The following is a 22,883-nucleotide window of genomic DNA, read 5'->3' as shown; positions in this document are numbered from 1 at the left end:
TATTCGCTATTTCGAAAGCGCAGATTAACAGAGATTTTTAAAAATTAGTTTTTATGTGTGTCTTCGCTATAGCGAATCTGTTTTGTCCGTGTCTAATTTTATATTTCTTTTTTATTTTAGAAATTTTGAGTTAAAAAAGATAGCCTGAAAAGACTCAATTTTATATTTAAAGAAATTGGCTACGGTATTTTTTTGAATTTTAATAAAAATACAATATTAACGCAACAGCGTTTTAAATCTATTATTTTAAAATATTCATTTTATTTTAATCCTGAATCTTACTTAAACTTAAAAAACATGAAGGTTTTATGGGTAGAATTGAAAAATTTATAAAGTTTTTTTATTTATAAAATTATGTTTTCTTGCAAAAATAAAGATGCGTTGATGAGAACAAATTAGGATTATTAACGGAATTTATTAAGTTTGTTGCGAATTATTCAATCTCCATAAACAACCAATCATTGCCAAATTCCATCTTAAATCAGGATCAGATTTTAATCGATCGTCTTCGCGACGGCGATGAATTGGCATTGACAGAATTGTATAATAAATTTTGGCAGGCTCTTTTTATGTCTGCTTACAATGTGATTAAAGACAAAGAATTGTGCGAAGATATTATTCAGGATATTTTCATGAATATTTGGCACAACCGTGAAAAAATCGAAATTCATATTTCGCTAAAAGGCTATATGTATGCTTGTGCGAGATATCAAGTTTTTAATCATTTGAGAAAAAATAAAGACAAAGTTCACGTCGAACTTTTTGATGATGTAGAAAAGCGTTTTTTATCTACAACCCCAGAAACACAATTAATGCACGACGAATTGGTGCAGCAGCTTAATTTAATCATTGCAGGACTTCCCGAAAAATGTCAAGCTGTTTATAAGTTGAGCAGAGAAGAACAGCTAACTCATAAAGAAATTGCCGAACGACTCAACATTTCTACAAAAACAGTCGAAAATCATATTACAAAAGCGTTGCATACGATTCGATCTTCTATGGGCGAAAGTATGAGTATGGCCATGATTTTATGGCTCACAAAAAATATCTTTTAGCAAAAAAATAAATGAAGTGTTTGGGCTGAGGATGTGTGGTTTTTCTTCTTTTTTAATTCTTTTTCAAAAAAAATCAAAAAAAATGCAATTAGGACTAGGGGGTATATGCCTTTTAGGTTACTTACTCTATATACTCCCGAAATAATACAATAAAAAATGAAAAAAGAGGATTTCTTACTGTTACTAAATAGATATCTTTCCGGTGATACCAATCTCGAGGAGAATAATAAATTATTGAATTATTATGAAAGTTTCCAGACAGATAAGGATTGGGACGAAGCTTTGGGGTCTAAAGAAGAATTAGAATTTAGAATGAGAAACCGTCTTCAAAATGCCATTCAATCTGAAGAAACTCCAATAAGATCAATACAGCCATTTTATACTAAGACAGCTTTCAAATTGACTGTTATGGCGGCATCATTATTATTGCTGATTTCAATTTCATTAATCATTAATAAAACAAATCCGCTTAAGATTGAGACTCCGCAAGTGGCGCACAAAGAAATCTTAATTGGAAGCGATAAAGCAACTCTGACTCTGGAAGACGGTTCTGTTATAGCCTTAGAAAAAGGAAAATCATATACCAAAGGAAATGCTTCCAGTAATGGAGAAAAGTTAGTTTACAATTCAAACGGAAAATCTGCAAGCAATTGCGAATAATCTTTTAACGATTCCGAGGGGCGGGCAGTTTTTTGTACAGCTGGCAGACAGTACCAAAGTCTGGCTGAATTCGGAATCACAATTAAAATATCCTGTTGCTTTTGTTGATGGCCAAACCAGACAAGTAGAATTGGTTTATGGAGAAGCTTATTTTGAAGTATCTCCAAGTACCAAACATAAAGGTTCGAGATTTAAAGTAAAAACTGAAAATCAGAATGTAGAAGTAATTGGAACCGAATTTAATATTAAAGCTTATAGAGACGAATCGGCTATTTATACCACTTTGGTCAAAGGAGTTGTAGCAGTTAGCAATACTAGTAAAAAACAAATTCTGACCCCAAACCAGCAATCTAAAATAACAGAATATAACGGAAATATTAATGTTTCTGAAGTTGATGTCTATAATGAAATTTCCTGGAGAAAAGGTTTGTTCGTGTTTAAAGGAATGCCTCTAAAAGATATTGCGAGAGTATTGTCGAGATGGTACGATGTTGATATTGTCTTTGCAGATCCAGCGCTTGGCAATGTCAAGTTTAATGGGGTTTTAAATAAGAATCAGAAATTAGAAGACATATTAACCACGATCAAGAATATTAATTTTATTAATGCCTATGAGAAAAAAGACAATAAAATTATAATCAAATAAAAAAGAAAAGGGATTAAAGTTTAGACCTCTCACCGTACTGCGCTTTATCCCTTTCTGTGTATCAACCAGTAAGTCAGTTTTATTAACCAACCAACCAATTAACATGTAAATTTATGAAATTTAAATTAACCAGTGCCTATTTCTATTTTAGAAAGCGGCTAATTATTAACATTATGAGAACTTTTATCTTCTTGTTTTGTACTACAATTTTTGGTTTTTCTCCCGTAAATCTATTTTCACAAAACACGAAAGTTGTAATTACAGCTGATAAAACAGTATCTGTTGACGAAGTTTTTGACATCATTACAAAACAGACCAATTATACTTTTATTTATCAGGAAGATTTATTTAAAAAATTGCCTAAAGTACATTTAAAAAAAGGAAAAATTAAGGTCAATGATTTATTAGAAGCCAGTTTCTCTGATAAAGATTTTGATTTTAGTTTTTCTGCTGGAAATACGATTATTGTAAAAGAAAGAAAAGCAGAGAAAGTTGTCGTTCAATCTAAAATAATCGAAATTAAAGGAACAGTTACCAATGACGCCAAAGAGCCACTGCCAGGAGTTAACATTAAAGTAAGAGGTACAAATGTTGCTGTGCAAACCGATTTTGACGGAAAATATACAATTAGTGCACCAGAAAATGGGCAAATTTTGTTTACCTATATCGGTCACAAAGCGCAGGTAGTGGAGATAAACAAAAGAAAAGTAATTAATATTACACTAGCACAAGAAACTAAAGAACTTGTTGGAGTTGTAGTAAATACAGGGGTTACGGTGCGTAAGAAAGAATTAATTACTGGTGCAGTTACTGTTTTTAGAGGTGAGGAACTAAGACAGATTTCTACGCAAAATGCGGTACAGGCTTTAAAGTCATTAGATCCGTCTTTTATTGTGGTTAATAATAATATTGCAGGTTCAAACCCTAATATTCTGCCAACAATCGAGGTGAGAGGACAGACAAGTTTAACGGCCAATCAGGTTGACAGTCAGTTTAGAGATGATCCAAATCAGCCTTTGTTTATTCTGGACGGATTTCCAACTACTTTACAGCAAGTTGTCGATTTGGATATTAATAGAATTGCAAGCATCACTTTATTAAAAGATGCGGCTTCAACTGCATTGTACGGTTCTCGATCTGCAAATGGAGTTGTGGTTATTGAAACCAATAAACCTCTTCCTGGAAAACTGCAGTTTAATTATGTGTATAATTCTTCTTATGAATTAGCAGACTTAAGTGTTTATCATTTAATGAATGCAGCGCAAAAATTAGAATTTGAAAGACTTTCAGGCGCATTTATTGTTAAGGATGGAACTGCCGAATCTACTCCATTAACTTGGGATAAAGAATATAACAGACGTCTGGCTGCAGTACGCAGCGGTGTAGATACGTATTGGTTAAACGAACCGATCCAGATGGGAATTACATCGGGACACAGTTTGAATTTTGGCGGAGGTTCTGATGAGTTTAGATTTAACATTGCCGGAAATTACAAAACACTAACAGGAACAATGAAAGGTTCTGAGCACGATACTTGGGGTTACAATACGACTTTGACTTATAGAAAAAACAAGTTAAGTCTTAACAACCAGTTTTTTGTTTCAGGAGGAACGAATCAGGAATCTCCATACGGTTCATTTGAAACTTGGGCAAAAGCAAGTCCGTATTATCCAAAGTATAACGAAAATGGAGTGATAACACGTTATATGGACGGGTCGTCATTGCCTTTAACTAGTTTACAAACCATTGTAAACCATCCGGCTAACCCGCTTTACAATGTCTTTTTAGGAAGTTATGACAAAGGAAAGGACTTTAATTTCACGAATAACTTCGCTATTAATTATGATGTAAACTCGCATATCAAGGCAACAGGAGCTTTATCTGTTTCAAGATTGGATAACTACAATGTCGTTTTTGTTTCTCCAGACGATACTCGTTTTGTAAATAACATTGCGACAGAAAAAGGAACGTATAACAGGTATGATGCCATTACCGATAAATGGAATGCAAATCTTGGTGCAACGTACTCAAATGTTTTTAAGAACGTTCATTCTTTTAACTATACGATTAGAGCTTCGGCTTTAGAGACAAAAAACAATTCTTATAAAACATCTTTAAGAGGATTTCCTCTTGGTGTTGGTGGAAATCCAACATTTGCTTTTGGATATGAGCCAAATGGGAAGCCAGAAGTTTATACAGAATTGATAAGAAGTGTCGATTTAACCAATCAGATTAACTACGCTTACGACCGCAGATTTTTATTCGATTTTACTCAGACAATTTCTGGAGCTACCAATTTTGGAACCAACAAAAAATATTCGCCTTATTGGGGAATTGGTTTTGGATGGAATTTGAACAATGAGTTTAAAATGAATGAAGATATTGTCAATATTTTTAAAATTCGTGCCAATATCGGTCAGACCGGAAATCAAAACTTAGTGGGTTTTGCTTCTTATGATGTATATGCTTATAACCCAAATACAAACGTTTTTGGTCATGGATTAGGAGTCTCTCAAATTGCAAACCCCAATTTAGAAGCGCAAAGAACCAAAGATTTGTCTTTAGGATTAGATCTGGCTATGTTTAGAAACAGATTTACGATGACTCTAGGAGCTTACAAACGTAAAACGTCTCCACAGATTGTAGCGATCGATCTTGCCGCTTCAACAGGACTTAACGGTTATCCTTTAAATGTTGGGTATTTAACTACTCAAGGATTAGAGTTAAAAATGAACTACAATTTTATCTATGATTTGAGCAGAAATTTTGTTTGGGGAATAGGTTTAATGGGAACGACAGGAGATAATGAACTTGGAGGTTTTGGTAATGCATTGGCTTCTTTAAATTCTGAGGCACAAAAAACAACCAGTTTAACGAGATATTATGATGGAGCAAGCAGCAATGACCTTTGGGCTGTACCTTCATTAGGAATTGACCCAGCAACCGGAAGAGAAATTTTCTTAAAGAAAGATGGTCAGACTACTTTTATTTTGGATAAAAAAGATGAAGTAGTAATGGGGAATTCTAGAGAAACCGCTACAGGAGTAGTTTCTACAAACTTAAACTACAAAGGTTTTAGTTTTGGATTGTTTGTGCGCTATAGTTTTGGTGCAGAAAGATTTAACTCTGCCTTGTACAACAAAGTAGAAAATATATCAAGAGATAATATTTTTGATAATCAAGATGTGAGAGCTTTTACAGACCGTTGGACAACTCCTGGACAGATGGCACAATTTAAAGCGATCGGACTAACCAATAATACCCCAATTTCATCCCGTTTTATCCAAAAAGATGATTACATCTCTGGAGAATCTATTCGCTTAGGCTACAGATTAACAGATAGAGCTTGGTTAAAAAGAAACGGATTAACTGCTTTAGGATTTAATGTTTTTGCAAACGAATTCTTCCGTGTTTCAACCATAAAAGCAGAACGTGGTATTGATTATCCTTTCTCAAGAATATATTCTTTGAGTCTTAATTTATCATTTTAATAAAGAGATTATGAACAAGTATTTATATAAAATTACATTCCTTTTGCTTGCTTCTTTTGTTGCAGTAAGCTGCAGTGATTTTTTGGATGTTGTGCCACAAGATAAAATTTTAGAAGATCAGGCATATAGCTCTGAAGCGGGTGTGCAAAATGTACATAACGGACTTTATCTTCAGCTAGCTGTAAATAATCTTTACGGCAGACAGCTGACTATGGATGCAGTGGAAATTTTAGGGCAGCAGTATAATATGTCTGGATCGCATGTTAAAAACAAAATATCGACGTATTCGTATGAAGAAACGCTTTCTAAGAATACTTTTGCTGGAATTTGGCAAAGTGCTTTTACAACTGTTTTGTCTGCAAATAAGTTTTTAGAGAGTATTGAGGAACATCCTGAAGTTATTTCAGCCGAAAAAACAGCTATTTTAAAAGGAGAAGCAATCGCCATTCGTGCAATGATACATTTTGACATGTTAAGAATGTACGGACCAATTTACAAAGTAGCGCCAGCAAATCCATCAATACCTTATTACGATGCTGCCGTAACTGTAAATAAACCGCTTTTGCCCGCTCAAGATGTTATTGCCAAAATCATAGCCGATTTAGATGCTGCAATTGTACTTTTAGCAAAAGATCCCATATTGACTACAGGAAAATATACGGGTTCTACTGAATTTGATTCGAATCCGTATTATTCTGTAAATCGCGGACAAAGAATGAATATTTTGGCTGTAAAATGTTTAAAAGCCAGAGTCCTTTTATATGCTGGAGATAAAACTGGAGCTTTTGCTACGGCAACAGAAGTTATTAATTTTGTAAAAGGACAGCCTGTTATTACTTGGACTCCATTCTTAGAAGCTACTAACACTTCTAATCCAGATCGTATTTTTTCTTCAGAAAACTTCTTTGCTCTTAGCGATCAGACTTTATACTTAAAACAAAAAGCACTTTTTGATTCAAGTTTAGATGATTTTAATATTTATGCTCCAATGTTGAGCAGAATAAATGCTGTTTTTGAATCTAATGATAATGATTACAGAAGTTTGCCAAGCTGGAAAATTCCAATTTCGGGAGGAAAAACTCAGAAGACATTTTTTAAATATGAAGATGTAACAGACAAAACGAAACTTTTCCGTTTTCAGATTCCGATGTTTAAACTTTCAGAACTGTATCTTATTGCGGCAGAAACAGCACCAGTTTCAGCAGATGGTATTGCTTTTTTAAATACACTTCGATTTAATCGAGGTCTGACCAATTTAGCAGCTACTGCAGTATTGGCTACAGAAATTACAAAAGAGTATAGAAAAGAATTTATTGGTGAAGGACAATTATTTTTCTACTACAAAAGAATCAATTCGACTGCAATTCCAAATGGTTCTGCTTCTTCAGGAAATGTTACCATGAATGCAGTTAAATATGTAGTGCCATTACCAGAATCGGAAGTTAATTTTCAAAACTAAAAAAAGTGATCATGAAAAAAATATTGATTTTAAGCATTCTTCTTTTTTCTCTGTTTGGCTTAACATCTTGCGATAAAGAAGAAATTGAAACTTATAAAGCTACCAATAACATTTATTTTCCGCTTGCTGTATTTCCGGCATACAACAACGCACCGCTTATAGACAGTACAGGATTCAGTTTTAGTTTTGATAAAGCTAATGTTACTGGAAGAATTTATAGCATTCCCGTACAAGTTCAAGGAGCTGTAAGTGATGTTGACCGTCAAATTAAAGTTTCGGTTGATCCTTCAAGTACAGCTATTTTAGGCACACATTTTTCTTTGCCCGAAAATATTGTGTTGCACGCAGGTAGAGAAATAGATTCTATTCCTGTAAGAGTTAACAGAACTTTAGATTTAAAAGATAAGTCCGTAACATTAGTTTTGAATCTGGAAGAAAACGAATTTTTTACTGTCAATATGAAAGACAGAATAACAAATGTTTTGACACAGAAAAAGATTCATTATACGCGTTTTAAGTTGACATTTACAGACAAGCTCATGCAGCCAATAGGGTGGCAGGCTGTATTTGGTGTATTTACCGCAAAAAAAATCTTTTTAATGTGCGAGCTCATGAATTTGGATCCAGAAATGTTTAATCAGGCTCAAGGTTCACCAGGACTCTCAATTCCTGAAACGCTCTATTATGCAAGTTTTATGAAACGTTATCTGGCTGATCAGAAAGCGAATGGCAATACTATTTATGAGGAAGACGGAAAAGAAATGTTATTTCCTTAAAACCATTCTTTAATTTAAAAATATAAAGCGATGTTTAAAAATATAAAAATACAGACAGCCATAATAGCACTTCTCTTTTTGGCATACGGATGTGTAAGCGATGAAGGAAATTACAATTATGAGAAGATCAATGAATTTAATGTAACAGGAATTCAAGAAGAATATACGGTTTATACGGGAGATTATTTTAAGATTACACCCGAATTAAATCCAACTTTAGATGACGGCAAAGATCCTGACCGATATGAATATAAATGGGTTGCGGTAAATCCTTTAAAATTGGTTAACGAGGCGAGGACAACTATTGCGACCACAAAAAATTTAGATGGTATTTTAAAATTACCGCCGGCAAAATATAGTCTTTATTATTTTATCAAGGATAAAGTAACGGGAGTCAACTGGCAGCAGCCCATTATTACCTTAAATGTAGTTTCTTCTATTTATGAAGGATGGCTGGTTGTAGGAGATGTAGATGGAAAAGCTCGACTAGATATGGTTTCTATAATTCCAGGAATTCCGCAGCCGCGTATTATAAATGATGTGTTAGATGCTGCTGGGTCTGCATTGAAATTAAAAGGAAAAGCTGTAGATGTAGAAACTTTTAGCGGGCCTTTACCAGGAAGTATTATTTATGGAATCTATGTAACAGCATCAGAATCTGGAACGGCAAGATTAGAACCCGATTCTTTTGAATGGAATCAGACCATGAATATTGCATACGAAACTGTTGGTGGAAGTTTTCCAACCAATTTTGCAGTAGATTTTATGAAATGCCCTATTGGGTCAGAAAATTTACTGTATAAAGATGGTGATGTTTATTATTATAATAGAGCACTGCAAATTAGATATGGGTTGCCACAAAATAAAGTAGATCTCGAAACTAAAACTTTCTATGCAGCTCCTTTTATCGCAGAAGGTTCGTCAGCAGGAACTCCTGTCTTTTTTGATGTCGAAAAACATCGTTTTCTGCGTTATAGTACTTCAAAAGGAAGTTGTTCGGCAATGCCTCCGGTTACCCCTTCTGCAACAGTATTAGATTGGAACAATACCAACTGTGAACTGGTCTATATGACCACATCAAATTTCAATTTGAACGAAAGTTTTGCTGTATTAAAAAATATTTCAACAGGTAAATTTTTTCTGCTTCGTTTTAATGCAAGTACCGTACAAACGTATTATAAAGAGATGCTGAATGCGCCTGATTTAGATAAAGCTACAAAATTTGCCGTAAGTCCAGATGCTGGTTATTTATTTTATACTGTTGGAAACAAAGTGTATGAATATGACAGCGGAACGCAATCTGCAAAATTAATGTTAGATAAAGGAAATGAAGAAATTACCTATATAGGTTTCAGCAAAAGAGGGAAAAAGGAGATTATCAGCAAATTAATTGTGGGTTCTTATAGCACAACAGGAAAATTAGAATTGTATACTGTGCCTCCTGTAAATGGTAATTTAATTTTAGAAAGCAGTTATTCAGGCTTATGCAAAATTGTCGATGTTGCTTATCGTGTTCGATAATGATAGGAAGTTAAAAATCTAAAAATAAAACCGAATGAAGTATAAATCTCATTCTTCATTCGGTTTCTAAAAACCACATTTTATGAAACGATTTATTAAAATCGCAAGCGCAGTTTTGCTGCTTGCCTGTCCATCTATTGCCTTAAAAGCACAAGCGCAATCCACTCAAGAAAGTTGGGAACAAGCTAAAAAACAGGCTAAAACAGAGAAAAAATTAATTTTTGTAGACTTGTATTTTACAGGTTGCATGCCGTGTGCACAAATGGATAAAGAAGTATTCCCAGATCCCAAAGTTGCTACAGTTTTAAATACTGATTTTGTCACTTTCAAATCAGATATTTTAAAAGAAGAAATTGGTAAAAAGCTATGCATGAAATATGGCGTTACTGGTTTTCCAACTTTTTTATTGATGAATTCTGATGGAAAAATAATTGACATTGCAGGTGGTTTTCATGACGTAGAGCAATTTACAACCTTGCTTCAAAATGCAAAAGCAGCGGCTAAAAAAGGAATCTTCAAAAAGTACAGTCCAGAAATTCAAGAAAAAGAGTATCCTGATTTTTACAAACAAGCCTATTTAGACGGAAAAAGAAACGTACCATTTGAAGTTATCGATACGTATTTGAAATCTGCAGCCGCTTCTGAAGAGGTTTCTTTTGTAATCATTACCGGATTAAGAGTAGGGAAACAATATGACGATCCATTTCTTTTTGCCAGTAAAAAATTAGCGACAGATTACGGAAAATGGAGCGTTAACAGCCATGTATTTACCATATTACAGCGTAAGAAAAAAGAGTTTGAAAAAAAGAATGATTTAAAAGGATTTACAGCATTAGTAAATGATTCAAAAGAACTGTACACGCCAGAAGAATTTACAAAATATTCAGGTATTTTATTGAAAGATTTCGGAGTAGAAAAAGTGGTAGTGAAACCAAATACGGCACAAAAGTAAACCGAAATGAAAAAGATAATCCTGTTTTTAATATTGATTTTTGGAAGCTCAATTTATGCTCAAAACAGTATTCAGAAATCTATTAAAACTTTCGAAAAAGCCTTTCAGAATAAAAGTTATGTTGAAATGAAAGATCTTCTAGCGCCGCAGTTTACTGTGGGCGTTGGAGATTCTTCTTCAAACGAATTTTATCTGAATGGTATTTTTAAAGCATTTCCAGCTTTAGATTCCATTCAGATTGGAAAATCTGTGGCGATTAAAAATGAAACTTTCGTCTTGGTAGATTTCTGTTTTAAAGGAAAGGAGAAAAAGCCGTCTCAAATTGTTTTCAATTCAGAAAATAAAATGCTATACGTGACTTTTTTTGATGGTTTGTATAAAGTGGATCGACACGCGCAAGTAAAAGAAGTAGCAAGTATTCCATTTGAAATTATCGAAAACGGAATCGCCATTAAAATAAAATTAAATAAAGCCGATCGCGAGTTTTTAATGCTTTTTGATACTGGCGCCGACGGAATGGCGCTCAATCCAGACAGCGCGTACAAAGCGGGAGTTGTGGTTACCAAAAGTAAATCGGCTTCTGTAGTTGGTGGAAGTCAGCAAGTGCAGTATTCGGCAGATAATACGATTTATATTGGCGATCAGGTTCTAAAAAATCAAGGCTTGGTTATTTTTCCGAAACATGGCGTTTACGACGGATTGTTTGGTGCGAATTTGCTTCGCAATTTTATCACTTCTGTCAATTTTGATACGATGACGATTGACTTGTACAATTTTGGAAATTTTACGTATTGGGGAAAAGCAAAGCCATTGGTTTTTGATTATAAATCGGGACTTCCGGTAGTAAAAATGAATCTGACTTTTGAAGATAAAAAAACAGTCGAAGGCAGTTTCACTTTTGATACTGGAGCGGGTTATGATTTAATTGCTTATGAACCTTTCAATCATAAAAATAATCTAGAGGCAAGCTTAAAAACCGAATATACGTCTGTGAATTACAGTCTGGGAAAACAAACTAAAATTGTAGGAGGAGCCATTCCAAATGTTGCTATAAATGGGAATAGTTTTCCAAACGTAACAATTGCTTTGCAGGAATATGACGAAGCTAATAAAAACTGGGCTTTCGCCGATGGTTCTCTCGGAATTGACTTGATCAGACGATTCAATTTTACAATTAATTTATTGGATAAAACCGTTTATCTCGAACCAAATAAAAGTTTCAAAAAAGCTTCTTCTATCTATTTAGGCGGACTTATTTTAGATTTTGACGAAAACCAGAATCTTCTAATAAAAAGAATTATCGATCAGCAGAATGAAGATTTGAAGAAAGTGAAAGTTGGCGCAAAAGTCACGCAAATCAATGATTTTGAAGCCAAAGATTTATTGAATTCTGAAAATCTTAAAAAGCTGAAAGAAACCAAAGAAAGCAAAGATTTTATTATAGAACAAGGCGATCAATCGATGCGAATTTCAATTTAAAATATCAATCCAAAAACAAAGAAACAATGAAAAAACACATTTTTTATTTCATTTTGACCTTTATCACGGTTCAAATGAGTTTTGCTGCAAACCTTTCAGAATATGCAGTAATTAAAGGGACAATTTCAATTCCAGATTTCAAGGCAAAAGAAGTTACGCTTTATAGTGTCGAAGAAGGAAAGCCAGCCGTTGCCGCTACCGCAAAAGTCAATTCGCTGGGGGAATTCGGCTTTATGACACCAGTTTCAGCTGCTGGCTTTTATTATATCGATTACGGACAATTTAAAAGTAGAAACCAATTAATCCGTTTGTATTTAGAACCAAAATTAGACATCAATCTTGTAATCAATAAAACGAATTATGTTTTGAGCGGGAAGAATGTCGGACAGAACGCTTTGGTACAAAAAGCAAATGAAATATACAACGATTTTGCGCCTTTCGCAAGATTGGGAGGAAATGAAACCTATGTAGAATTTTATCCCTTCATTGATAAAGGTGTGGCCAAAGCAGAAGAATTTTCGAAATCAATAAAAACGAAAGATGCTAACTTTAATAAGTTATTAAAATTGGCCGTTGCAACAGATGTTGAAGAATTGACTTATACTTTTTTTAGAATGCCAAGAACAGCATTTCCAGACAAAGACGATCGTCCAGCAGTAATCAAAACATGGCAGACAGACAAAAAGTTTACAGATCCAGATTTACTAAAATTGCAAAACGGCGTTTCTTTAATGTCAAATTATTTCTTTTATGTAACTATGAATTCTGGTGATGCGCCAAAACGTTTAGATTTAACTGAAGCAATTACCCATATTACAGATCCTGCTTTAAAAGATGTTTATTTACGTGATGCAGTTGCAAATTCAAGAATGAAAATTGAAGAATACGAAAAAATCGCACCAAGCATAAAACCGTTTATGATTTCTGATAATAGCAAAGCATTTTTGTTAGAATATGAAAAAGTATTGCATAAAAACGTTGGTCAGAAAGGATTAGATTTTACATATAAAGACATTAACGATAAAGCGGTTTCGTTTTCAGATTTTAAAGGTAAATTTGTTTACATCGATTTATGGGCAACTTGGTGCGAACCTTGTAAAGCAGAGATTCCTCACATGAAAAAAATCGAAGAAGATTATCACGGAAAAAATATTGTTTTTGTAAGCCTTTCGTTAGATAAACCAAAAGATGCTCAAAAATGGAAAGATTATGTTACCAAAGAACAATTAAAAGGAATTCAGTTAATGGCCGATAAAGATTTTGGTTCTGATGTGGCAAAAAATTATGATGTAAATGCCATTCCGAGATTTTTATTGTTTGATACAAAAGGAAACATTATCAATGCAGATGCACTTCGTCCTTCAAATCCAGAGTTGCGAGTGCAATTGGATAAATTATTGAAAGGTTAATTAATAGCTTTATGAAATACAGCAAAAAAATATCAGTTTTACTCCTTTTTATCGGAAGTTTAACTTTCGCGCAAGCGCAAAACTTTAAAGCAACAGATCCAATTGCAGTCAACCAAAAAATAAAAAAAGGAGTGCTGCCAAACGGAATGACATATTACATTTATCCGACAGATGTCAATAAAAATACGGCAAGTTATTATATCATTCAAAACGTTGGTTCAATTTTAGAAAACGACCAGCAGAAAGGTCTGGCGCATTTTCTGGAGCACATGGCGTTTAACGGAACGAAAAATTTTGAAGGAAAAGGAATCCTGAATACGCTTCAAAAACAAGGTGCTGTTTTCGGCAGAAATATCAACGCGTATACAAGCACAGACGAAACGGTTTACAACTTAGATAATATTCCGTCAAAAGATGGCGGAGTAGTAGATACCTGTTTACTGGTTTTGCACGATTGGTCTAATTTTTTATCTCTGACGAATGAAGAAATCGATGCCGAACGTGGTGTAATTACCGAAGAATGGCGTACGCGACAAAATGCTAGAGCTAGAATTTACAATCAGTTGGCGCCTTATTATTACAACAATTCGCTTTATGCAGACCGCATGCCGATTGGTGATATGGAAATCGTTAAAAACTTTAAATATCAGGTTTTAAAAGATTTTTATAAAGATTGGTATCGTCCAGATTTGCAGGCAATCGCAATTGTAGGAGATATTAACGCAGATGAAATTGAAGCCAAAATCAAAAAACTTTTTGCTGATATTCCGACACCAGTAAATCCTAAAAAACGTTTTGAAATTGCCATTCCAGAAAGAACAGAACCAATTTTTAAACTGGCTTTAGATAAAGAAATTTCGGCTTCAAATATTAGTTATATGATTCGCCATACGGCTGAAAAATCAACTAATACCTATGCCGAATTAGAAAAATCTACCCAAAGAAGCCTTGCTTTTTCTATCTTAAATAATCGTTTGGTAGAAATGGCGCAGAAACAAGAATGCCCATTTAAAAGTGCCTCAATTGGTTATCAAAACTATACTCGTTTGAATGATATCTGGATTTTGAACGTTTCTCCAAAACCAGAAAAACAAGCCGAAGCTTTTGCAATGGTGATGAATGAATGGGTTAGAGCTTATAAATTTGGTTTTTCTAAAGGAGAAATTGAAAGGGCTGTTGCAGAAAACATTTCGGGTTACGAAAATTATTTAGAAAAACTAAATGAGATTTCGCATAAGGATGTTATTGGAATGGTGAAAGATGATTACCTAAATCACGAAGTTATTTCCGATCCAAAAGCTGAATTTGAAATGGTAAAAAGCATTTTGAAAAATGTTGACACTAAAATTCTTCAAGAGCAAATCGGTAAATTATATACAGCACAAAATCGTGTTGTAGCGGTTACAGGTGTACAAAACGAGAATAATTTAACTCAGGAAAAAGCTTTTGATATTATTCAGAAAGCCGAAAACGATGCTTCGTTACAACCTTATGTGGATACTTTTGAAGGAAAAACACTTTTAGGAAATCTGAAAATCAATTCAGGAAAAATTATTTCAGAGAAAAAAGAAACAGCAATTGATGCTACCACTTTTGTATTGAGCAATGGCGTAAAAGTGCATTATAAATTTGCCGATAAAAATAAGAAGCAAGTAGATCTGAAAGGTGAAAGTTTTGGAGGATCTTCTCTGTATGAACCTCAAGATTTACCATCAGTTAGTCGCGCAACCGAATTAGCACTAATGTCTGGGGTGGGTGAGTTGTCAAATGTTGATTTGACAAAAGTTTTAAAAGGAAAAATTGCTGGCTCTTCTGTAGATGTAGGCTCGTTGAAAGAGACAGTTACGGCATGGGCAAATGCAAAAGATCTCGAAACAATGATGCAATTGGTTCATTTGCGTTTTGTGCAGCCAAGATTTGATAATCAGATGTATGCACTTATGAAGCAAAGATTAGAAAATTCACTTAAAAACAGAGCAAATGATATCAATGCAAAAATGGGAGACAGTTTAACAGATGTCGTTTATGGAAAAAACAACCCAAGAATACAGCCATTGAATCAAAAATTTATCGACGGTTTATCTTTTGATAAAATGAAAGCTTTCTATTTGGATCGTTTTGCAGATGTTTCAAACTTTGAATTTTATATTGTTGGAGATGTTACGCCAGAAGTTTTAAAACCTTTGTTAGAAAAATATATTGCGAGTATAAACGGAATTAAACGTAAAGAAAAGTTTAAAACAGAGATTCCGAAATGGACATCAAATAAAATTGATAGAGATGTTTTTATCAAAATGGAAACACCAAAAAGTTCTGTTCGTATTGCCTTTTTAAAAGATATTGCTTTTTCTCAAAGAAACAGAATCTTGGTTTCGTATTTAAGCGATGTGCTGACTTTGCGTTATACTGAAAGTCTTCGCGAAAAAGAAGGCGGAACTTACGGTGCACAAGTAAGAGGAACTATTGATAAACTTCCGATTTCTAAAGCAAATCTTCAGATTAATTTTGATTGCGATGCTGATAAAGTGGAACATTTACTGCCAATTGTGTATCAGGAAATTGATAAAATCAAAAAAGGAGAAATCGCTGCTGAAGACATTGAAAAAACAAGAACAAACTATTTGAAATCTAGAGAAGACAGCAAAAACTTCAATAGTTATAGCATGAACTTGATTTATAATTATTTTGAGAATGCTTACGATATGAATGACCCTGCAACTTATGTTGATATTGTAAAAAGCATCACAGCCAAAGATATTCAGGAATTTGCTAATTCATTTTTGAACAAAGCAGATTCTTATGAAGTAGTTTTTAAACCATTAAAATAATCTGACCCCTTTATTTACTAGAGTTTAATTTGTATTTCCCTATCAAATAGTTATTTTGAATTAGTAAGCAATTTAGTTTGTATAGCGGATTACTTAGAGGGTTGTTTTTTGCTATTCAACCCTCTTTTTAAAGATTTTCACCCATGAAAAAGAATATTTTTTTACTGGGCTTTTTCCTGCTGTTTTCCATATTCGTAAAGGCTCAGATATACAATCCCATAAAATGGAAAACCAGTGTCGAGAAAATTTCTGATACTGAATACGAATTGCAGGCAAAAGCCATTATAGAGTCAGGTTGGCATTTGTACAGCCAAGAAGTTGCAGACGGAGAGCCGATTCCAACGCGTTTTAATTTTATAAAAAGCGCAGATTTTCAGTTGACTGATGCTGTAAAAGAAGAAAAAGGAAAAACGGTTAATGATCCTGTCTTTAAAATGCAGATTAAGTTTTTTGAAAAAGAGACTACTTTTAGACAGCGTGTTAAAATACTTTCATCTAAACCTTTTAAAATCAAGGCTGAAGTTGAATTTATGGTTTGTAATGATGAAAACTGCCTTCCACCAAGTTCAGACGAATTGGAGTTTGCCGTTAGCTCTTCCGCGAAAGCGAAAACTTTAATAGAAACGGCAGCTAAAACAGAAGCTAAAACTGTTGAAATAGATTCTTCGGTTACCGAAATAAAAGAAAAAACAGAAGAAATTGTTCCTGCTGAAGCTGTAAAAACACCTCAGAAAGAAATCAAAAAAAGAGAACCAAAAACCGAATCTAGAAGTTTATGGACAATTTTTCTATTGTCTTTTTTCTCTGGATTTGCAGCATTATTAACACCTTGCGTTTTTCCGATGATTCCAATGACGGTGAGTTTTTTTACCAAACAAAGCAAAACCAAATCGCAGGGAATACGAAAAGCCGTTTTTTACGGAATTGCGATTATTGCCATTTATATCTTTTTGGGAGCTGTTGTAACTTGGATTTTTGGAGCAGATTCGCTTAATGCGCTTTCTACAAATGTTTGGTTCAATCTGGTGTTTTTTGTCCTTTTAATGATTTTTGCGTTTTCATTTTTGGGCGCATTCGAAATCATGCTTCCCAATGCATGGGCAAACAAAGTCGATTCGCAGGCTGATAGAGGTGGAATTGTCGGAATATTATTTATGGCTTTGGCGCTTGCAATTGTTTCCTTTTCTTGTACGGGCCAATTGTTGGCACTTTATTGGTCGAAGCTGCTTCACGAGGCGGAATTGCGCCCTTTGTCGGAATGTTTGGTTTTTCTCTGGCTTTGGCTTTGCCCTTTACTTTATTTGCCGCTTTTCCGGGTTGGCTCAATTCGCTTCCAAAATCGGGAGGATGGTTAAATTCGGTTAAAGTATTTTTGGGATTTCTTGAAATGGCTCTTGCTTTCAAATTCCTTTCCAATGCCGATTTGGTTCTGCAATTGCATTGGCTGGAAAGAGAAACTTTTTTAGCAATTTGGATTGCCATTTTTGGAACGCTGGCTTTTTATTTGTTCGGAAAAATTCAGTTGCCGCATGACAGTCCGGTTTCAAATATAAGCGTTGGAAGATTAGGATTAGGGGTTTTGGTTTTGGCTTTTACCATTTATCTGATTCCTGGTATTTGGGGCGCACCACTTAAAATGATCAGCGGTTTTCCTCCGCCGATGCATTACAGCGAAATTCCAAATGGATTGAATAATTCCAGTTCAAAAGAAATAACGCAAAATCTGCCAGAAGGAGCAGAACTTGTCCTCATAACATTATGGCTTTTACTGACTATGATTTAGGAATGCAATATGCCAAAAAAATCGGAAAACCAGTTATGATAGATTTCACAGGTCACGCGTGCGTAAATTGCCGTAAAATGGAGGACAATGTTTGGTCTGATGAAAAAGTGCAGAAGATCTTAAAAGGCGATTTGGTTTTAATTTCACTTTATGTAGACGATAAACGAGAACTGAATCCGCACGAACAGATTACCTCTAAACTGACAGGGAAAAAACTAAAATACATTGGTCAGAAATGGAGCGAATTTCAAACACTGACTTACAAAACCAATGCGCAACCATTTTATGTTTTGGTAGATCATAATGGAGAAACGCTAAATGAAACGTCTGCTTATAATCCAGATATCGAAGAATATTTGAACTGGCTTAAAAAAGGGGTTTCTAATTTTGAAAAAAGCTAAAGTTCAGGATTTGTACTTTATTTATAATTATGTTGTTAATCAAAAAGGGAATAGTTTACGAGCTATTCCCTTTTTTGTCCTAAGAATATTAAGAAAGTACTGTGTCTGGCAGGACACTAGTTTTTTGTGTAAAATTTAAAGTCAGCTGATCCAGATGTCCGAAGAAAAAAGTATCTAGAATTTCCTGAAAAACAGGATGTGCATTTTCTACCTGAACAAATAAACTCATAGAAGAATGCAGTTTTCTTGCGCCAAGTTCTCCTAAAATTCCTTCGGCAGACTTCTTTTTTAAGGTCAACAGCAATTTAGAGATCTCAATTAAATGTTTCGATAAAATCGGATGCTTTAAAAATTCAGTAGCTTCTTTAAGATCTGCAACGGCATAATATTCAGAAAGAGCACTTTTGCCAAGTCCTTTGATCTGCGGAAAAATGAACCACATCCAATGGGTTTCTTTTTTACCTTTTTTTATTTCAGATAATGCTGTCAGATAAAGTTTATTTTGCGCATCTAAAAATCGGGTCAAATCATTTTTTGCGTAAGTCATCTCTTGATTCTGTATTAAATGGTTAGTAAATCTAATTTGTTTAATCGGTAACACTTGTAATATATTTTTTTAAAGAATTGTATTAAATTTTTCGAACATCAAAATTAGAATGCTGATAGCCTTTTGAGTTATAGAATTGTAGTCGGTCTTTACATAATTCCGATAGGCCTGTAAGAATGCCTTGTTAATATAATTTTAAAGTTTTGAATGATTCTAAATTCTAATGTTATTTTAATGTTCTACAAAAAAAATGGCTCTAAATTGCGCGCTCAGAAAAATTATAATAAACGCCTTAAATCACTGGGGTTTTGAATCAAAACGATGTGATGCAATTAAACTTTTAGCCTTTTTTTAAAGTATGTTGAACAAAATTAAAAATAGCTTTTTATGTAAATGCCTTCAGGCATTGCTTGTCGGCTATTTTCTAATTAGCAGTTTAAATATTTCTAATAGTGTTGGAAGAATCTTAAGCGATAACGCTGAAACCTACACAGTAAAAGGCATTACCTGCAACTTTCTGAAAAAAATCTTCAAGTGTGATGGAATCCCAGAAGAACTGGACGACTACAAAACGAAAGACACTAAAACGGCCAAATTAGCAAAAGGCATTCCTTTAATGGAATATTTGATTTCATCAGAATCTTTGATGCCTAATTTTTGTTTTCTAATAGAATCAGAAGGGAAAAAATATATTGATAATACGATCTTTTCGTTTGGTTTTCATGGTAAAATAGACATACCGCCTCCAAGGGTGAATTCATAAATACTTGTTTTTTAAGGATTGGGATAAAAAATCTTAATCCAGAATTGCGGTTTTTGCCGTATATTTATTCTATGTAATAATCCTGTATTTATACTTAAATTCATGACACCATTTAAACGTTTTTATAACTTATTGCAGCTCGATAAGCGCGATGTGTATCAAATTATCTTCTATGCTGCATTTGCAGGGTTAGTCAATCTTTCTCTGCCTTTGGGAATCCAAGCTATTATTAATTTTATTCAAAGCGGACAGCTGAGCGTCTCATGGATTATTCTCGTGATTCTAGTGACGGTTGGTGTTGGTTTTGGCGGAGTTCTAACGATTTTGCAGTTGCGAATTGTAGAGAATCTGCAGCAGCGAATTTTTGTACGCTCTTCTTTTGAGTTTGCGTACAGAATGCCTTTAATAAAATTTAAAGAAATGTACTCGGAGTATGCTCCCGAAAAAGCCAATCGTTTTTTTGATACTTTAATGGTACAAAAAGGCACTGCAAAACTATTGCTTGATTTCTGCACCGCATTCCTTCAGGTTGGTCTGGGGATTATTCTATTGGTTCTTTATCATTCTTTCTTTATGGTAATTGGACTTTTATTTATCGTCATTTTATATGTCATTTTTAAATTTTCGTATAAAGACGGTCTCGAAACCAGTTTGAACGAATCAAAATTTAAATATAAAGTGGCAGCATGGCTTCAGGAAATTGCTAGAAATAGAGAAAGTTTCCGCAGAAAAGGAGCTTTTGAATATGCTTTGGAAAGAAATGACCAATACGCAACCAGCTACGTAAATTACCGTGAAAAGCACTTTCAGGTAATGAAGAAACAATATATTCAGCTGACTATTTTTAAAGTAATTGTTACTGCTGCCTTATTATCGATCGGTGGTTTTCTGGTAATTCACCACCAAATGAACATAGGGCAGTTTGTAGCAGCTGAAATCGTAATTGTATTATTAATCAACTCGGTAGAAAAAATCATCTTCGGATTAGAGTCTTTCTACGATGTATTGACTTCTGTTGAAAAAATTGGTCAGGTGACTGACATGGAAATTTCATGCATTCCTCAAACTTCAGATAAAACGGAAAAAGGAATCAATATTGAGACCGAAAGCATCAATTACCATTATCCAGAACACAACAAAAAATCACTGAAGAATATCAATTTAAAAATCTCTCAAGGAGAAAAAATTATTCTTACAGGAACAAATGGTGCAGGAAAAAGTACTTTGCTAAGATTGCTTTCGGGTGTTTTAGAACCAGAAAGCGGAGCGATGTACGTAACTGACAATTATATGAATCGTCTTAACGAAGATACATATAGAGCGCAGGCAGGGACATTCTTGCAAGGCGATACACTTTTTGCAGGAACAATTCGCGAGAATATTGTTTTTGGAAATGAAGAATTAAACAGCGATGATTTAAAATGGGCTTTAGATAATGTTGGCCTTACTCCATATATTAAAACTTTTGAAAACGGGTTGGAGAATCAAATTCATCCTGGAGGTCGTGAACTATCTGCTTCTGATGTTCAAAAAATTCTTTTGGCAAGAAGTATTGTGGGTAAACCGAATATCTTATTCTTAGAAGATCCAGTTGACAAAATGGACGATTTGACTTCGAGTAAAATTGTAGATTTTTTACTTTCTGAAGAAAATGACTGGACTGTTATTGTGACTTCTAAAAATGATATTTGGAAAAGCAAATGCAGTCGTATGATTACGATTGATGACGGAAAAATTATTAACGACATAAAGCTTTAATCATGCTCAACCTATCTAAAGATAACAACGTACTTATAACGCCGGGCAAATACAAATCGATTACAAGTGTTGCTCGTAGACCACATTACGCAATTTTAAATAAAGTCATAATCGGATTTTTGATTTTTGCTGTCTTATGCCTTTTCTTGCCTTGGACACAGAATATTTCAGGAACAGGTTCTGTAACTACTTTAAAACCAGATCAAAGACCACAGACTGTTCATAATGCCATTGCAGGACGTATAGAAAAATGGTTTGTAAAAGAAGGAGATTACGTAAAAAAAGGAGATACAATTCTTTTTATTTCGGAGATCAAAGAAGATTATCTAGATCCTAATTTGGTTAATAATACCAAACAGCAAGTAGATGCCAAAAAAATGGCAGTAGAATCGTATGGCGATAAAGTAAACTCTCTTGACGTGCAGGCGCAGTCGCTTAACACGGAAAGACAATTGAAATTGCAGCAAGCGCAAAACAAAATTCGTCAGTCACAATTGAAAATAAAAAGCGACAGTATGGATCTTGTAGCAGTAAAAACTCAGCTTCGAATTGCAAAAACACAATTTGACCGTTCGACAGCTTTAAACAAAGAAGGTCTTAAACCGCTGACTGATGTCGAGCAGAAAAGATTAAAACTGCAAGAGTCAGAAGCGTATGTGATTACGCAGGAAAATAAATTGTTAAGCAGCAAAAACGAATTGATAAATGCAAAAGTAGAAATCAATAGAATTACTGCTGAATATGCTGAAAAAATATCAAAATCAAGAAGCGATAAATTTACGGCTTTAAGTACGCAATACGATACAGAAGCTCAGGTAAATAAATTAGAGAACCAATATACTAATTACAGACTTAGAAACGGTTTGTATTATATTACAGCGCCACAGAGCGGTTATGTAAACCGAGCTTTACTGGCTGGTCTTGGAGAAACGATTAAAGAAGGAACTCCTGTTGTGAGCATTATGCCGTCTAAATATGATATTGCGGTAGAAACTTACGTAGATCCAATCGATTTGCCGCTGGTGCATCGAGGTGCAAAAGTTCGTGTTTGGTTTGACGGATGGCCTAGAATCGTATTTTCTGGATGGCCTGGATTGTCTTATGGAACTTACGGAGGTAAAGTTGTAGCGATAGAAAACTTTATAAGTCCGAACGGGAAATACAGAATTTTGGTCTCACCAGATGGAGAAGATCGCCACTGGCCAAAAGAATTGAGTATTGGTGCAGGTGCGCAAAGTATTGCATTGCTAGAAACCGTTTCGGTATGGTACGAGATTTGGCGAAACTTGAATGGTTTTCCGCCAAACTATTATAATTCAGGAGAAAAAGAAGATAAAGGAAAGGAGAAAAAGTAA

Annotated in this window: 15 protein-coding genes and 1 pseudogene; 15 read left to right on the top strand and 1 reads right to left on the bottom strand. The window is 34.2% G+C overall.

Annotated elements, in window-relative coordinates; translation table 11 throughout:
• The first annotated feature begins 461 nt into the window (after positions 1-461).
• From ACPWTF_RS06105 to ACPWTF_RS06050, 12 genes and pseudogenes are all read left to right on the top strand, one after another.
• Positions 462-1,055: an RNA polymerase sigma factor gene (locus ACPWTF_RS06105; protein ID WP_427874818.1), complete on the top strand. Its 594-nt coding sequence runs from the start codon at positions 462-464 to the stop codon at positions 1,053-1,055.
• Positions 1,056-1,211: 156 nt separating this feature from the next.
• Entirely contained in the window at positions 1,212-1,715 is a 504-nt protein-coding gene (locus tag ACPWTF_RS06100; RefSeq protein ID WP_427874817.1) for a hypothetical protein, read from the top strand.
• Complete coding sequence (locus tag ACPWTF_RS06095; protein WP_427875737.1) at positions 1,681-2,361, top strand: FecR family protein; 681 nt, start codon at positions 1,681-1,683, stop codon at positions 2,359-2,361. The genes ACPWTF_RS06100 and ACPWTF_RS06095 overlap by 35 nt, the downstream gene beginning before the upstream one ends.
• Positions 2,362-2,534: 173 nt before the next feature.
• On the top strand, positions 2,535-5,852 hold the full coding sequence (locus tag ACPWTF_RS06090; RefSeq protein WP_427874816.1) for a SusC/RagA family TonB-linked outer membrane protein: 3,318 nt from the start codon (positions 2,535-2,537) through the stop codon (positions 5,850-5,852).
• Between the two features lie 10 nt (positions 5,853-5,862).
• On the top strand, positions 5,863-7,311 hold the full coding sequence (locus ACPWTF_RS06085; protein WP_427874815.1) for a RagB/SusD family nutrient uptake outer membrane protein: 1,449 nt from the start codon (positions 5,863-5,865) through the stop codon (positions 7,309-7,311).
• 11 nt (positions 7,312-7,322) lie between these two features.
• On the top strand, positions 7,323-8,087 hold the full coding sequence (locus tag ACPWTF_RS06080; protein WP_427874814.1) for a DUF4843 domain-containing protein: 765 nt from the start codon (positions 7,323-7,325) through the stop codon (positions 8,085-8,087).
• Positions 8,088-8,117: 30 nt separating this feature from the next.
• On the top strand, positions 8,118-9,608 hold the full coding sequence (locus ACPWTF_RS06075; RefSeq protein WP_427874813.1) for a PKD-like family lipoprotein: 1,491 nt from the start codon (positions 8,118-8,120) through the stop codon (positions 9,606-9,608).
• 82 nt (positions 9,609-9,690) lie between these two features.
• The gene (locus ACPWTF_RS06070; protein ID WP_427874812.1) at positions 9,691-10,560 is read left to right on the top strand and encodes a thioredoxin family protein; all 870 of its coding nucleotides are present in this window, start codon (positions 9,691-9,693) and stop codon (positions 10,558-10,560) included.
• Positions 10,561-10,566: 6 nt separating this feature from the next.
• On the top strand, positions 10,567-12,039 hold the full coding sequence (locus ACPWTF_RS06065; RefSeq protein ID WP_427874811.1) for a retropepsin-like aspartic protease: 1,473 nt from the start codon (positions 10,567-10,569) through the stop codon (positions 12,037-12,039).
• Positions 12,040-12,065: 26 nt separating this feature from the next.
• Positions 12,066-13,448, top strand: a complete 1,383-nt coding sequence (locus tag ACPWTF_RS06060) for a TlpA family protein disulfide reductase (protein ID WP_427874810.1) — start codon at positions 12,066-12,068, stop codon at positions 13,446-13,448.
• An 11-nt stretch (positions 13,449-13,459) separates the two neighbouring features.
• Positions 13,460-16,276, top strand: a complete 2,817-nt coding sequence (locus ACPWTF_RS06055) for a M16 family metallopeptidase (protein WP_427874809.1) — start codon at positions 13,460-13,462, stop codon at positions 16,274-16,276.
• Between the two features lie 143 nt (positions 16,277-16,419).
• Positions 16,420-18,460, top strand: a pseudogene (locus ACPWTF_RS06050) (cytochrome c biogenesis protein CcdA).
• Between the two features lie 88 nt (positions 18,461-18,548).
• On the opposite strand, the gene ACPWTF_RS06045 reads toward ACPWTF_RS06050, so the two are convergent.
• Positions 18,549-19,007 (bottom strand): DUF1810 domain-containing protein, encoded by a 459-nt coding sequence (locus ACPWTF_RS06045; protein WP_320492222.1) that lies wholly within the window; start codon positions 19,005-19,007, stop codon positions 18,549-18,551.
• 358 nt (positions 19,008-19,365) lie between these two features.
• Here ACPWTF_RS06045 and ACPWTF_RS06040 point away from each other — a divergent pair, with 358 nt between their 5' ends.
• The 3 genes from ACPWTF_RS06040 to ACPWTF_RS06030 all read left to right on the top strand — a co-directional run bounded on the left by ACPWTF_RS06040 (position 19,366) and on the right by ACPWTF_RS06030 (position 22,883).
• Positions 19,366-19,770 (top strand): hypothetical protein, encoded by a 405-nt coding sequence (locus tag ACPWTF_RS06040; protein WP_248727751.1) that lies wholly within the window; start codon positions 19,366-19,368, stop codon positions 19,768-19,770.
• Positions 19,771-19,872: 102 nt separating this feature from the next.
• Positions 19,873-21,528: a peptidase domain-containing ABC transporter gene (locus tag ACPWTF_RS06035; RefSeq protein WP_427874808.1), complete on the top strand. Its 1,656-nt coding sequence runs from the start codon at positions 19,873-19,875 to the stop codon at positions 21,526-21,528.
• 2 nt (positions 21,529-21,530) lie between these two features.
• Positions 21,531-22,883: an HlyD family secretion protein gene (locus ACPWTF_RS06030; protein ID WP_250836970.1), complete on the top strand. Its 1,353-nt coding sequence runs from the start codon at positions 21,531-21,533 to the stop codon at positions 22,881-22,883.

The sequence above is a fragment of the Flavobacterium sp. MMS24-S5 genome, from assembly GCF_050320125.1.
GTDB lineage: Bacteria > Bacteroidota > Bacteroidia > Flavobacteriales > Flavobacteriaceae > Flavobacterium > Flavobacterium tyrosinilyticum.
Note: the sequence above shows the minus strand (reverse complement) of the source record. Positions and strands in the feature narration are given on the sequence as shown.